This is a genomic window from Halorubrum trueperi (assembly GCF_042662525.1).
GTDB lineage: Archaea > Halobacteriota > Halobacteria > Halobacteriales > Haloferacaceae > Halorubrum > Halorubrum trueperi.
In genome coordinates this window covers 37,168-51,557 of record NZ_JBHSXI010000012.1, presented here as the reverse complement: position 1 = coordinate 51,557, position 14,390 = coordinate 37,168, and the positions used below count along the sequence as shown (strand labels likewise).

The following is a 14,390-nucleotide window of genomic DNA, read 5'->3' as shown; positions in this document are numbered from 1 at the left end:
CGTGAGGTCGACGTGAAGTTAAGTTAGACTGTCATGACGCCGACGACTGACGCCTCGCGAGCGACCTCTCGGGCCGAACGACGCTCGCGGTCCGACGCGGTCCCGGGGGAGTAGCGCCGGACGAAATTTCGTGTCTCACATGGTATCCGAAGTCATGTGGGAGATGTAGCGGCGTATCGTGAGGCGTTCAGGACGGAGAGTGAGCGATCGATCTCGTCTCACGATTCATTCCTTTTTATTAGCCCGAACTGCGGTCGATCGAGTCGAAACTATTTTGTTTCGGATTTACGTTGAGATACGAAGTAGATGGGCGACGCGCTCGACGCCGATGCGTACGACGCGCTGGTGACCGCCGCGGAGACGTATCGCGCGGCGGTCGTCATCCGGCTCGCCGGCGAGGCCGGACTGCGGACCGGTGAGATACCTCGCGTCGCCCCGCGACACCTCCGGGAACCGGAAACGACCGCACGGTCGACCCTGCTCTCGGTCCCGGCCGCGAACGGAGAGCCCGACGCCGACGGGGAGACGGTGGACCGCGAGACGTTAGACCGCGAGACGGTCGTTCCGGCGTCGCTGGCGGCGGAGCTTCGACGGTACGCCGAGACCGCCGGACTCGACAAGTCCGAGTCGTTCGTCGACGTGTCGCCCCGCCGGGTGCAGATGATCGTGAACGAAACCGCCGACCGCGCGGCGGCGCTGTCGAACGGCGAAGTCGCGGACGACGTGACGCCTAGTGACCTCCGTCACACCTTCGCGCGACGGCTGCTCGTCGACCGCGGCGTCGATCCGCACGTCGTGCGCGAGGCGGGCGGCTGGGAGACGATGGGTGCGCTGGACGGGTACCTCGGGCCGCTCGACGGCGCGGCGATAGCGGACGCGATCGACGCGGGAACGCGGGCGGAAGCGAACAGCGTATCGGAGGACGCACGCTCGTCTACCGACGGCGTAGGCGACGACGCGGGACCGCGCTCTGTCGACGACGCTGACCCTCACCCCACCGACGCGGAACCGCCGATCGGTGGGCGGGACCCATCGACGCTCGCCGGGTTCGAGGCCGTCGTCGACGCCGAGGAGGACGAGACGCCGCTCGCGGGCGTCCCGGAGGGGGTGGTCGCCGCCGATCGCTGGGTCGAGGCGTGGGTGCTCCGCGGAACGGTCGACGGTGGGCGCGTCGAAGTCGCGGGTGCGGCCGGCGTCGACCGCGAGACCCTCGCCGACCGCGGCGTCACCTCGGGCGGGCCGTGGTGCGACGCCATCGACGCCGACGGCCCCGTGGTGATCGACGAGCCCGTCGCGATCGATGAGGGATCCGAGACCGGCGACCAATCCGTAAAGGACGACCTATCCGTAAAGGACGACCGACACGCGCTGGCGGTTCCCGTCCGGTACCGTGACGTGACGCACGGAACGCTGTGCGTCGTCGCCGAGGGCGGATCTCCGATATCGTCAGTCGAACGGCGCGAACTGGCCGCGCTCGGGAAGTGTCTGGGGTGGGCGGTGACCGCGGGTCGATGGCGCGATCTGCTCCACTCCGACGCCGTGACCGAGGTGGAGTTCCACACCGCCGACGACGACGCGTTCCTCGCACAATCGAGCGCGGCGCTCGGCTGCCGGATCGAACTTGCGTCGACCGTCGCGGTCACCGAGGACGCCTCTCGACTGTACCTGTCAGTGACGGGAGCCATGCCGCAGGAGTTCGCGGACGTCGTGGACGGGACGTCCGGCGTCTCCGACCTCAGGGTGAGAGAGACCCGCGAGGACGGGTGTTCGGTGTCGGTGCGCGTCGAGGGCGGATCGGCCGTGCGGACGCTCACCGAGCACGGTGCCACGGTTCGCGACGCAGCGGCCGAAGACGGGCGGCTCCGCGTGGTCGCGGACCTCCCCGAAGGAGCCGACGTCCGGCCGGTGGCCGACGGGCTGCGAGCGTCTTTCCCTGACGCGCGGCTCGCGAGCAAGGAGTCGGTCGCGCGGACGTCACACGCCGAGTCCTCGTTCCGGACGGGCGTGGCGGACCGCTTCACTGACCGCCAGTGGGCAGCGCTGTCGGCCGCGTATCACGGCGGCTACTTCGACTGGCCCCGCGGGAGCACCGCCGAGGAAGTCGCAGACGCGATGGACGTCTCGTCGCCGACGTTCCACAACCACCTTCGAAAGGCCCAACGGGCGCTCCTCGACGGGCTTTTCGAAGGCGACCGGCACGAGCGTCCCTGACTGCTCCCAGACTGGGTCCGATCCGCTCCGGAGGGACTTCGATCGGCTTTCCAGTGACTTCGTCCGGCTTCCGACGATCTCGTCGAGGCCGCGCAATTTCGGACCGGCCTCGATGCTGGCGGGACCAGCCGATCGCCGCAAATCTATCACGATTTTTCGTATTTAGCGTGAGCGTTTATATGGTGATATCGGTTGGGTATGCCCGTACTATGACAGAGGGTGACGGCCAATTGGAAGCGAGGTTGGAGGAACAGGCGGTGTTCGAACCGCCGGAATCGTTCGTGGAGGGGGCGAACGTCTCCGATCCTGGAATATACGAGGAATTCGAGGAGAACTGGCCGGAGTGTTGGGAGGCGGCGGCCGATCTCCTCGACTGGGAGTCCGACTACGACCAGGTGCTCGACGACAGCAACCCACCGTTCTACGAGTGGTTTACGGACGGCGAGCTGAACGCGTCTGCGAACTGCCTCGATCGCCACCTCGACGAGCGCGGTGACGAGGCCGCGATCGAGTGGGTCGGCGAGCCGGTCGACGAGGCCGATCGCACGTACACGTACGCCGAACTCCACCGCGAGGTGAACGAGTTCGCGGCCGCGCTCCGCGATCAGGGCGTCGAGGAGGACGACGTGGTCACGATGTACATGCCGATGATCCCGGAACTGCCCATCGCGATGCTGGCCTGCGCGCGCATCGGCGCGCCCCACAGCGTGGTCTTCGCCGGGTTCTCGGCCGACGCACTCGCGACGCGGATGAACTCCGCGGACTCGGAGTACCTCGTCACGTGCGACGGCTACTACCGCCGCGGAGATCCCCTCGACCACCTCGACAAGGCGAACGAGGGGCTCGCGGACGTCGAACACGGCACCACGACGGTCGTTGTCGACCGCCTCGGGCCGAACGGCGACGACTTCGGCCACGACCTCGGCGGCGATCAGGTCGACTACGGCGACCTCGTCGACGCCCACGCGGGCGCGGAGGTCGAGCCGGTCACCAGGGACGCCGAGGACATGCTGTTCCTGATGTACACCTCGGGAACCACCGGGAAGCCGAAGGGCGTGAAACACACGACCGGTGGCTACCTCTCGTGGGTGTCGTGGACCTCGCAGGCCGTCCTCGACATCAAGCCGGATGACACGTACTTCTGCTCGGCCGACATCGGCTGGATCACGGGCCACTCCTACATCGTCTACGGGCCGCTCGCGCTCGGGACGACGACGATGATGTACGAGGGGACGCCCGATCACCCGGAGCGAGACCGCCTCTGGGAGATAATCGAGGAGTACGACGCGACCCAGCTGTACACCGCGCCCACGGCGATCCGCGCGTTCATGAAGTGGGGCTCGAAGTTCCCCGACCGACACGACCTGTCGTCGCTCCGGCTACTCGGCACGGTCGGCGAACCGATCAACCCCCGCGCGTGGAAGTGGTACTACCAGCACATCGGCGACGAGGAGTGCCCGATCGTCGACACGTGGTGGCAGACCGAGACGGGCGGGATGATGGTGACGACGCTCCCCGGGATCAAGGACATGAAGCCGGGAGCGGCCGGACCGCCGCTGCCGGGACTCGACGTACAGATCCTCGACACGCTCGGCGACGAGGTCGAGGCGGGGAAGGCCGGCTACCTCACGGTACAGAAGCCGTGGCCGGGCATGCTCCGGACGCTGTACAACAACGACGAGCGGTACATCGAGGAGTATTGGGCAGAGTACTCCGACACGGACAGCGACGACCCCGACGACTGGGTGTACTTCCCGGAAGACGGCGCGAAGATCGACGCCGACGGGTACATCACCGTCCTCGGGCGCGTGGACGACGTTCTCAACGTCTCCGGCCACCGGCTGGGAACGATGGAGATCGAGTCGGCGATCGTCGGCGTCGAGGGCGTCGCCGAGGCCGCCGTCGTCGGCGGCGACCACGACATCAAGGGGGAAGCGGTGTACGCGTACGTGACGACCGAAGACGGGTACGAAGGCACCGACGAACTCCGCGACGCCATCGTCGCGGGCGTCGAGGACGCCATCGGTCCGATCGCCCGTCCGGAACAGGTCGTGTTCACGCCCGACCTGCCGAAGACTCGGTCCGGGAAGATCATGCGTCGCCTGCTGGAGAACATCGCCGACGGGAAGGAGCTCGGTAACACCAGCACGCTCCGGAATCCGGAGATTGTCGAGGAGATCCAACGGAAGGCGGACGGCGAGTAGCCACCTGCGGCTCCGTTTTCGACAGCAGACAAACGCGACACGGCTCACGACGCACGGCGAATCATCACGAAAAACGAACACAGACACACCGCGACAATACACGCCACAACACATGACAGATAATAGCTCACACGAAGCTGACGACGCGGTCACCGGCGGGGGTCGCGCATCTGACGACGCGGTCACCGACGGGGGTCGCGCAACTGACGACGCGGCCACCGACGGCGGCGTCGCCACGGGTGCGGCACAGAAGCATCGACAGACCGACTACCTGAGTTCGGAGGTGAACCTCCTTAACCCGAGCACGCCGTACATGCGCGAGCACCTCCGGATCGTCTGGACGGGATTCGTCATCTGGGCCCTCGTCGTATTCGGCCCGGTGACGGCCACCTACCTCGCGCCCGGTCCCATGACGATGACGATGCCGATCATCGGCTTCCCGCTGCACTACTTCCTCGTCGCCGTCGGCGCGCCGGGCGGCGCGCTGATCCTGTCCGCGTGGTACGCCCGGCGGCGGGACGAGCTCGATGACAAGTACGGTATCGATCACGACGTCTCGGGTGGTGAGGCATGACGCTCGCCGCGATGCTGCTGCAGAGCGAGCTGCTCCCAGAGGGGCTTAACGTCTCGTTCAAGGCGCTCCCGTCGGTGCTCGTGATCGGCATGCTGCTCGTGTTCATCGCCATCGGATTCGTCTTCCGCGTGGCCGACACGGAGAACATGTGGGTCGCCGGTCGTTCGATCGGGAACATCGAGAACGGGATGGCGATCGGCGCGAACTGGATGTCCGCTGCGTCGTACCTCGGAATGGCGGCATCGATCGCCCTCTCCGGGTTCTACGGACTGGTATTCGTCGTCGGCTGGACGACGGGGTACTTCATCCTACTTATCTTCCTCGCCGCGCAGCTCCGCCGGTTCGGGAAGTATACGGCACCGGACTTCGTCGGCGACCGATTCAACTCTGACACCGCTCGCGCCATCGGCGCGATCACAACGTTCCTCATCGGGTTCGTCTACGCCATCGGCCAGGCGCGCGGGATGGGGCTTGTCGGCCTGTACATCTTCGGCGACCTCGGCTTCCTCGGGCTCAGCGGCTACCAGGCGATGGTCGTGATCATGATGACGATCACCGTCGGCTACCTGACGCTGTCGGGGATGCTCGGCGCGACGAAGAACATGGTCGCCCAGTACGTCATCCTCATCGTCGCGTTCGTCGCGGGTCTCCTCGCTGTCGGGTTCACGAACGATTACTCGACGATCCTGCCGCAGATCGAGTACGGCGCACTGATCGCCGATCTGAGCTCCGAGTTCTCCGAACCGTTCGTCAACTCGAGCTACTACCTCTGGATGGCGACGACGTTCTCGCTTATCGTCGGGACCTGCGGACTCCCGCACGTGCTGGTGCGCTTCTACACCGTCGAGAACGAGCGGACCGCCCGCTGGTCGACCGTGTGGGGGCTGTTTTTCATCTGCATCCTCTACCTGAGCGCCCCGGCGTTCGCGGCGTTCGGAACGGATCTGTACGGCGAGAACATCGGAGCGGTGTACGGTGATCCCGGGATGACGACCGAGGCGGCCGACGTGATCGTCGTGTTGGCCGCGCAGCTCTCGAACCTCCCCGAGTGGTTCGTGGGGCTGGTCGCGGCGGGCGGCATCGCTGCCGCGATCGCGACGACCGCCGGGCTGTTCATCGCCGGCTCCTCGGCGATCTCCCACGACATCTACACCAACATCATCAACCCCGACGCGACGCAGCGCCAGCAGGTGCTGGTCGGTCGGCTGAGCATCGTGCTGCTCGGCGCGCTGACGACGCTCGCCGCGCTCGATCCCGCCGCACCCATCGCCGCGCTCGTGTCGTACGCGTTCTCGCTGGCCGGTGCAGTGCTGTTCCCGATGTTCTTCCTCGGCATGTGGTGGGAGAACACGAACCGCGAGGGCGCGCTCGCCGGGATGACGACCGGGCTCGTCATCTGGTTCATCCCGATGATGAACGAGGTCGTGCCGACGTACACCAGTAGCCTCGAAGCACCGCTCAACGCGACGCTCGCGACGTGGGTGCCTGCAATCGGTTCCGCGCTCGTCGCCGTGCCGATCGTCTTCGCGGTCACCATCGTCGTCTCGATGGTCACCGACGAACCGCCGAAGGAGACGAAGCGGATCGTCAGACAGTGTCACAGCCCCGAACCGATGAGCCAGCAGCAGACCGCGGAGGACGTGGTCGCCGCCGACGGCGGCGAGGACGTAGCGACGGACGGCGGCCGCGTCGCTCGCGACGCGGCCGACGACGACGCGCACGACGCCGAAAAAGCGGCTACGGAGGAGTGATCCATGTACGAACGCATCCTGATCCCGACTGACGGAAGCGACGTCGCCAAGGCAGCGGTCGACCACGCGCTGGATCTCGCCGAGCGGTACGACGCGGAGGTACACGCGCTGTACGTGGTCGATATCGATTCGGTGAACCTCAGCCTCGGTACCGAACAGGTCGACAGACTCCGGCAGGGGCGGTTCGGCGAGATGGAGGAGCTGAAAGAACGGGCAGACGAGGCGACGGGAGCCGTCGCCGCCAGCGGTGACGAACGCGGCATCGACGTCGTCGAACACGTCTCCGGCGGCCGGCCGCACAAGCTGATCGCCGACTACGCCGAGGACCACGAGATGGACCTGATCGTGATGGGAAGCCACGGTCGCGCGGGCGTCCGGCGCGCGCTCCTTGGGAGCGTCACGGAACGCACGCTGCGCTCGACGCACGTTCCCATCCTCGTCGTCGACTACGTAGACGAGGACTGACCCTCGAACGGGGAATAACCCTCAAACGGGAACTAACCTTCGAACGGGTCCGACTACGAATTCTCGCACCGCTTTTCGATCGCCCGCTTCCGCAACACCGACGTACCTCGCCGCCCACGTCAACACATGACCGACACGGACTCGCTCGACGACGCGGAGACCGACCAGAGCCTCGCCGACCGCGTTCGGTCGCACGTCAGCGAGAACCGGACCGGGATGCTCCACGACCTAGCGTTCGCCGTCGTGTGGGTGACGGTCGTCTCGGTCCTGTACGACGTCGCCTTTGCGAATTCGCCGCAATGGGTGCTGTACATGTTCATGCTCGCCGGCATTCCGGCATACTTCGGCTTCTTCATCTCGCTTGAGATGGTGAAGGAGAGCCGCTGACGAGAGCGTATCGGACGATTGGCGCTACCGCGCAACCGCTCGAATGTCGGCCACGTCGAGTAGCGCCTCGTCGGGAGCCAGCGCGGTTCGATACGCGGCTTGCGCAGCAGTATCGACGGAAATCGGTCGATACTCGCCAAGCCGATCGGCGATCGGCGGAACCGACGACGCCACCCGGAACAGGGCGTTGACGGCGGTCGAGAAGTGTGGCTGATCGGTTCCGTACACCGGCCCCGGTCGCAGCGTGACCGCGTCGAGGTCCAGATCGGCGATCGCCGTCTCCGCACGACGCTTCGCGGTGAGGTACGCTGGCCGGGTGGTCGGCGGTTTCACGGCCGACGAGAGGAAGACGAAGGACTCGACGCCCGCCCGCTCGGCCTCCAGCGCGGTGATGATCGCGGCGTCGCCGTTGACGCGCTCGAACGTGATCCCCTCGCTCGGGGCCTCCGAAAGCGTCCCGACCGAGTGGACAACCGCGTCGACGTCGCGGAGGCGATCGCGCCACGCGTCGGGCCGAAAGACGTCGGCGCTGGTCCACGAGACGTCGTCGGTCCACGACGCGTCGATCGCGGGGCGTCCGCTTCGGGAGACGCTGCGGACCTCGTGACCGTCACGAACGCCGAGCCGACAGACCTCGCGACCGATGAATCCGCTGCCGCCGCCGACGAGGAGGGTGACCATGTCGCGACGTTGTCGCCGGACAGCCTTGGCGTTTCGGTGTCGACTGATCGGTGGAGGCTCGACGTCGACTGATTCGGTGATGGTTCGGTGCCACGCAGTCCGTACGAACCGATTCGGTGCGAGCCGACCCCGCCAATAGCTCGTGTACGCACACAACACTTATCACCCAGTCGGGAGTCTAACGAGGTGCGATGGCGACAGGCAAGGTCGACTTCTTCAACGACACCGGCGGCTACGGATTCATCGAGACTGACGACGCTGACGAGGACGTGTTCTTCCACATGGAAGACGTCGGCGGCCCGGACCTCGAGGAAGGCCAGGAGGTAGAGTTCGAGATCGAGGAAGCGGACAAGGGGCCGCGCGCAAAGAACCTCACTCGACTGTAGCTCGTTCGGCCGTACCCGCGACCGGCGACATCGGACAGCACTCGAAACGCGTCTCGCGTATATTCACACCCCAGAGCGGTTGCTACGCCCGTCGCGTAAGCCGCGTCAATTCCGCTGGAAACGAATGGCGCGACGGCCGCGTCGGTTCCGCCGGCTGCGCGGGTTGCGACGGTCTCGACGATCGCGTCGATCGCGCGTCGTCGCCGCACCCACGCGTTCGACCGAACCGCTACAGTGGAAACTCGACGCCCGTTGCTTGCACCGAAAATTCCCAGAGGCGTCGCGCGTCGTCGAGATCGTACGACGCGTCGCTCGAGCTCCCCACGACCGGAGCCCCGCGCAGATTCAACAGCCCGCCCGGCTCGACGTACGCGCCGCCGTCGACGTCGGCCGTGGCGGCGTACAGCATCGGCAACGCGCCGGTCGCGGCATCCTGGCCGACCAGCGTGTTCGCGACTCGCATCACGGTCTTAGACAGCGGGTTGCCGCTCTCCGCTGCCGTCCGCATCTGCAGGTTGGTCGCCGCGTAGCCCGGGTGACACGCGAGGCTGCGAACGCCGACCGAGTCGTTCGATCGGTCCGCCGCCTCGATCCGGCGCTGGAGCTCGTAGGCGAACAGCAGGTTCGCGAGTTTGCTCCGTCCGTACGCCTTCCACTTGCCGTACGAGTCCTCCCAGTTGAGGTCCGCGAAGTCCATCTCACCCGTCTCGTGAGCGCCCGACGACTGAGTGACGACGCGGGCGTCGCCGGACTCCGCCCGGCTGCCAGCTGCCCTGCGCTCCCCGCTGTCGCCGCGGATACCCTCCGCGGCTTCGAGGAGGGGGAACAACCGGCCGGTGAGCGCGAAGTGACCGAGATGGTTGACGCCGAGTTGCGTCTCGAAGCCGTCCTCGGTCTCGCTCCGCGGGATCGCCATCACGCCCGCGTTGTTGCAGAGGACGTCGACGGCGTCGTAGTCGTCGGCGACCCCGTCAGCGAACGACGCGACGGAGTCGAGCGAGGCGAGGTCGCACTCCCGGACGTCCAGCGCGCCGTCGACGTCGCCGGCGGCGTCCGCGCTGATCTCGGCGGCGGCGTCCGCGCCGCGCTCGACGCTGCGACACGCCATCACGACCGTCGCTCCCCTCGCGGCGAACGCCCGGGTGCCCTCGAACCCGAGCCCGCTGTTCGCCCCGGTGACGACGACCGTCTTCCCGTCCAACCGCGGCATCTCCTCGGCCGTCCATCCTGCCATACGCGACGTGAAGAGCGTGAGGGCAAGAAAGCTGTCGACGAGTCGGCGACGCCCCGATCGGAACCGGACTCGGAAGGCGGCCCCTGACGGCGTCTGACACCGCGATTCACTTTCACCTCGCTGCCGGTGTGTTTTTAGGTCCCTCGGCGAAAGGTACCCACACCGAATGACGTCCTTCCAGTCGACGATCGGCGACGAGGAGGGGATCGCGGAGGAGCTGGCCGAGGGTCAGCGCGAGATCTCCATCGCCGAGTTCTTCGAGAAGAACAAACACATGCTCGGGTTCGACTCGGGCGCTCGCGGGCTCGTCACCGCCGTCAAGGAGGCGGTCGACAACGCCCTCGACGCGACCGAGGAAGCCGGCGTCCTCCCCGACATCTACATCGAGATCGAGGAAGTGGGCGACTACTACCGACTCGTGATCGAGGACAACGGGCCCGGCATCACCAAAGAACAGCTCCCCAAGGTGTTCGGGAAGCTCCTGTACGGGAGTCGGTTCCACGCCAGGGAGCAGAGTCGCGGTCAACAGGGGATCGGTATTTCAGCGGCTGTACTGTACTCTCAGTTGACTTCAGGTCAGCCGGCGAAGATCACTTCCCGCCCGAAGGGGCAGTCGCGGGCGCAGTACTTCGAGCTGATCATCGACACCGACACGAACGAGCCGGAGATCAAGGCCGACGAGGAGACGACGTGGGACCGGCCGCACGGGACCCGGATCGAACTGGAGATGGAGGCGAACATGCGCGCACGCAACCAGCTCCACGACTACGTGAAACACACCGCCGTCGTCAACCCCCACGCTCGGATCGAACTGCGCGAACCGGGGCTCGCCGAGCCGATGAAGTTCGAACGCGCGACCGACGAACTGCCGGCGGAGACGGAGGAAATCCGGCCACACCCCCACGGCGTCGAACTCGGCGCGCTGATCAAGATGCTGGAGGCCACCGAGTCGTACTCGGTGTCCGGATTCCTCCAGGAGGAGTTCACGCGAGTTGGCAAGAAGACCGCGGACGGCGTCATCGACAGCTTCCGCGACGTGCACTACGGTCGTGAGCTCTCGTGGTCGCCGCCGCGCGCGCACGCCGACCGCGACGTCGAGGCCGCGGTCGCGGACGCGGTCGCCAACAAGGGGAAGGAAGCGACGGCCGCATTCGCCGGAGGCGTGGCCGAGACGGTCGCCGGAAACGACCGGCTCTCGCGCTCGGAAGTGACGGAGATAGTGGGCAACATCGCGGACAACGTGGAAGCCGAGACGGGTCGGACATTCGGCGGAACCGTTCGCGAGAACGCGGCCGCCGCCGCATGGACCGCGATCAGCGGCGTCGGCGCTGCGGCCGAGTCGGAAAGCGAAGACGCCGACGCCGGCGGCGCTCCTGCGGACCCCGTCGAGGCCGCCATCGTCGCCGACGTGTACGCGCTGGTCGACGACGCGACGTCGACCCGGAAGGACGACGCCGCGGTGCAGGCGATGGCCGACGCACTCGCCAGGCGGTTCGCGAACCTCGACGGCGACGCGTTCCGGATCGCCCGCGACGACCTCGTGCGGCTCATCGCGGACGCGGCGTCGTTCGTCGCAGAGCAACACGACGCGACGTTCGGCGACACCGCTCGCGAGAACGTCGTCGAGGCGGTGTGGTCGCTGGCGCGCACGGTCCCGGACGAACCGCCGAAGGTTCGGGATATCGCCGGCGACCGCGACGCCTCCGCCGACCTCCTCGAAGCGATGCGGGAGACGGACATCCTCGCGCCGCCGACGGATTGTCTCGCGCCGATCACGGCCGAGCTGGTCGAAGCCGGGCTTCGCAAGGAGTACGAGGCGGACTTCTATGCGGCCGCGACCCGCGACGCCGAGGTTCATGGCGGCGATCCGTTCATCGTCGAGGCGGGGATCGCCTACGGCGGCGATATCCCCACAGACGGCTCCGTGGAGTTGCTTCGGTTCGCGAACCGCGTTCCGCTCGTCTACCAGCGCGGTGCCTGTGCGACGACCGACGTGATCAAGTCCATCGGGTGGCGCAACTACGGGCTCGACCAGCCCGGCGGGTCGGGGTTACCCAACGGTCCGGCGGTCATCTCGATCCACGTCGCGTCCACGAACGTCCCGTTCACGAGCGAGTCGAAGGACGCGCTCGCGAACGTGCCGGCGATAGAAGACGAGATCGAACTCGCGGTCAGGGAGGCCGCCCGCGAGCTGAAGTCGTATCTCAACAAGCGGCGCTCAATGCAGCAGCGCCGGGAGAAACAGAGCGTCCTCGGGACGATCCTCCCGGAGATGGCCGACAAGGTGTCGGAGGTCACCGGCCGACCACGCCCAAACATCGACGGCGCGCTCGCGCGGATCATGAACAACGTCAGCGTCGAGCGAGAGGTGTCGAACGGGACCGTGACGCTGGTCGTCGAGAACCACTCGGACGTCACCGAGCGACTGGAGATCACGGACATCGTCTCGGCTGAGCCGACGGATCCCTCCGACGGGACGGTCGTCGACATGGACGGGGAGTGGTTCGTCCAGTGGAAGCCCGAGGTGCCCTCGGGCGACGAGCGGGAACTGACGTACGCGGTCGGCGACGACGCGGAGTTCGACGTCAGCGTCGGCGGCGTGGAAACGGAGAAACTCACGGTGAACGCATAAATGACGACGGAAAGCGACGCACGAGACGAGCTCATCGACCTGGCAGCGGACTTCTACGACCAGTTCGCCGGCGGAACGATCCCAGAGATGGAGCTCCCGACGCGGACGAAGAGTAACATCGAGTACGACACCGAAAGCGGCGTGTGGACGTACGGGGATCGCACCTCGACGCGCAGCGCGAACTCGGTGCGGGGCGCGCGCAAGCTGTTGAAGGCTGCGTACACGATCGAATTCCTCGCAAATCAGCTCGACGAGGACCGGTCGTCGACGCTGCGGGAGCTGTACTACCTCTCCGAGTCGTGGGACAACGACGAGGCGCAGTTCGGCTCGCAGGACGAGTCGAACGACCTCGTGGAGGACCTGGAGATCGTCACGGGCGTCACCCGCGAGGACTTCCACATGCGGCCGGAGGAGTCGGGCGCGACCCTGATGGGACCGCTTTTGATCCGCGAGCAGACCCGCCGCGGTGAGCGCGAAATCCACTGTCAGGAGGACGTGGGCGCGGGCGGCTACCAGATCCCGAACAACCCCGACATGATCGAGTTCCTCGACGACGACATCGACTTCGCGCTCGCCGTCGAGACCGGCGGGATGCGCGATCGACTCGTCGAGAACGGGTTCGACGAGGAGTACAACTGTCTCGTCATCCACCTCAAGGGCCAACCGGCGCGAGCGACCCGCCGGATCACGAAGCGAGTCCACGACGAGTTGGACGTTCCCATCGCGGTGTTCGCCGACGGCGACCCCTGGTCCTACCGGATCTACGGCTCCGTGGCGTACGGCTCGATCAAGTCGGCGCACCTCTCGAAGTACCTCGCGACGCCGGAGGCGCAGTTCGTGGGAATCCAGCCGGAGGACATCGTCGAGTACGACCTCCCGTCGGACCCGCTGTCCGACTCGGACGTGAACGCCCTCGAATCGGAGCTGGAGGACCCGCGGTTCCAGACCGACTACTGGGAGGAACAGATCGAGTTACAGCTCGACATCGGCAAGAAGTCCGAACAGCAGTCGCTCGCGAGTCGCGGGCTCGACTTCGTCACCGACACGTACCTCCCCGATCGGCTCGGCACGATGGGCGTCATCTGAGCGCCGTCGTCTCGCGACGCGCCGGTGCTCACTCCTCGCAGTCGTCGTCGATCTCGCCGATCTCGCTCCGCTCGCCGTCCGCGTCGTCGTTCGCGTATTTATAAACGACGCCCTCCTTCTCGTCCGCGGTCGCGTTGTGCGACCCGTCACAGAGCGGCTTCGAGTCCGAGAGGCCGCACCGACAGACGTAGATCAGGCCGTCGTCGCCCTGGTCCGACTCGTCGAGCACGAACGGACCGCGTTCCTCGTGCGTGATTTCGCGCGCCATGGGAATCGATCCGCCGCGAGGGTGAAACCAGTTGGGTCGGCGGCGACCCGCCGCAACCGCCTTGCCTGTGGGGCGTCTACCGGGAGTATGAGCGAGACCGACGACCGCGACCCGACGGAGCTGACCGACGAGGAGTGGCGCGAGCGGCTGTCCGAAGAGGAGTACCGCGTGCTCCGCGAGAGCGGCACCGAGGCGAAGTTCTCCGGCGAGTACGTCGATCACCACCCCGACGACGGGGAGTACCGCTGTCGAGCCTGCGGGGCTGTCCTCTTCGACGCCGAGACGAAGTACGAGTCCGGCTGCGGCTGGCCCGCGTTCTACGCCGCCGAGGAGGAGTCGGTGACGACGACGGTCGACACGAGTCACGGAATGCGGCGCACCGAAGTCCGGTGTGCCAACTGCGACTCGCACCTCGGGCACGTGTTCGACGACGGGCCGGAGCCGACCGGCAAGCGCTTCTGTATCAACTCGGTTGCGATGAAGTACGACGAGGAGTGAGCGCGGCTGGGAC

13 protein-coding genes are annotated in these 14,390 nt (G+C 66.7%); 10 read left to right on the top strand and 3 right to left on the bottom strand.

Annotated features, from left to right (window positions below):
* The first annotated feature begins 306 nt into the window (after positions 1-306).
* The 6 genes from ACFQEY_RS10755 (at position 307) to ACFQEY_RS10730 (ending at position 7,592) form a co-directional block, all read left to right on the top strand.
* Positions 307-2,211, top strand: coding sequence for a bacterio-opsin activator domain-containing protein (locus ACFQEY_RS10755; protein ID WP_379768355.1), 1,905 nt, complete (start codon positions 307-309; stop codon positions 2,209-2,211).
* A gap of 209 nt (positions 2,212-2,420) precedes the next feature.
* The gene (acs, locus tag ACFQEY_RS10750; protein WP_379768353.1) at positions 2,421-4,415 is read left to right on the top strand and encodes an acetate--CoA ligase; all 1,995 of its coding nucleotides are present in this window, start codon (positions 2,421-2,423) and stop codon (positions 4,413-4,415) included.
* 112 nt (positions 4,416-4,527) lie between these two features.
* Positions 4,528-4,989 (top strand): DUF4212 domain-containing protein, encoded by a 462-nt coding sequence (locus ACFQEY_RS10745; RefSeq protein ID WP_379768351.1) that lies wholly within the window; start codon positions 4,528-4,530, stop codon positions 4,987-4,989.
* Positions 4,986-6,740, top strand: a complete 1,755-nt coding sequence (locus ACFQEY_RS10740) for a VC_2705 family sodium/solute symporter (protein WP_379768349.1) — start codon at positions 4,986-4,988, stop codon at positions 6,738-6,740. Before ACFQEY_RS10745 ends, ACFQEY_RS10740 begins: the two co-directional genes overlap by 4 nt.
* Before the next feature lie 3 nt (positions 6,741-6,743).
* Complete coding sequence (locus ACFQEY_RS10735) at positions 6,744-7,205, top strand: universal stress protein (RefSeq protein ID WP_379768347.1); 462 nt, start codon at positions 6,744-6,746, stop codon at positions 7,203-7,205.
* A 126-nt stretch (positions 7,206-7,331) separates the two neighbouring features.
* A complete protein-coding gene (locus ACFQEY_RS10730) occupies positions 7,332-7,592 on the top strand; it encodes a hypothetical protein (RefSeq protein ID WP_379768345.1) in 261 nt (86 codons plus the stop codon).
* Positions 7,593-7,616: 24 nt separating this feature from the next.
* Here ACFQEY_RS10730 and ACFQEY_RS10725 read toward each other — a convergent pair whose 3' ends face one another.
* On the bottom strand, positions 7,617-8,273 hold the full coding sequence (locus tag ACFQEY_RS10725) for an NAD-dependent epimerase/dehydratase family protein (RefSeq protein ID WP_379768343.1): 657 nt from the start codon (positions 8,271-8,273) through the stop codon (positions 7,617-7,619).
* 191 nt (positions 8,274-8,464) lie between these two features.
* Between ACFQEY_RS10725 and ACFQEY_RS10720 the strand changes: the two genes are divergently transcribed.
* On the top strand, positions 8,465-8,659 hold the full coding sequence (locus tag ACFQEY_RS10720; protein WP_095635894.1) for a cold-shock protein: 195 nt from the start codon (positions 8,465-8,467) through the stop codon (positions 8,657-8,659).
* Between the two features lie 229 nt (positions 8,660-8,888).
* On the opposite strand, the gene ACFQEY_RS10715 is transcribed toward ACFQEY_RS10720, so the two are convergent.
* Entirely contained in the window at positions 8,889-9,893 is a 1,005-nt protein-coding gene (locus ACFQEY_RS10715) for an SDR family NAD(P)-dependent oxidoreductase (protein WP_379768341.1), read from the bottom strand.
* Positions 9,894-10,059: 166 nt separating this feature from the next.
* Here ACFQEY_RS10715 and ACFQEY_RS10710 point away from each other — a divergent pair, with 166 nt between their 5' ends.
* Together ACFQEY_RS10710 and ACFQEY_RS10705 are read left to right on the top strand one after the other, a co-directional pair.
* Positions 10,060-12,525 (top strand): DNA topoisomerase VI subunit B, encoded by a 2,466-nt coding sequence (locus ACFQEY_RS10710; RefSeq protein WP_379768339.1) that lies wholly within the window; start codon positions 10,060-10,062, stop codon positions 12,523-12,525.
* On the top strand, positions 12,526-13,611 hold the full coding sequence (locus ACFQEY_RS10705; RefSeq protein ID WP_379768337.1) for a DNA topoisomerase IV subunit A: 1,086 nt from the start codon (positions 12,526-12,528) through the stop codon (positions 13,609-13,611).
* Positions 13,612-13,639: 28 nt separating this feature from the next.
* Here ACFQEY_RS10705 and ACFQEY_RS10700 read toward each other — a convergent pair whose 3' ends face one another.
* Positions 13,640-13,879, bottom strand: coding sequence for a CDGSH iron-sulfur domain-containing protein (locus tag ACFQEY_RS10700; RefSeq protein ID WP_379768335.1), 240 nt, complete (start codon positions 13,877-13,879; stop codon positions 13,640-13,642).
* An 87-nt stretch (positions 13,880-13,966) separates the two neighbouring features.
* On the opposite strand from ACFQEY_RS10700, the gene msrB reads away from it, so the two are divergent.
* Positions 13,967-14,377, top strand: a complete 411-nt coding sequence (gene msrB / locus ACFQEY_RS10695) for a peptide-methionine (R)-S-oxide reductase MsrB (RefSeq protein WP_379768333.1) — start codon at positions 13,967-13,969, stop codon at positions 14,375-14,377.
* Positions 14,378-14,390 lie beyond the last annotated feature (13 nt).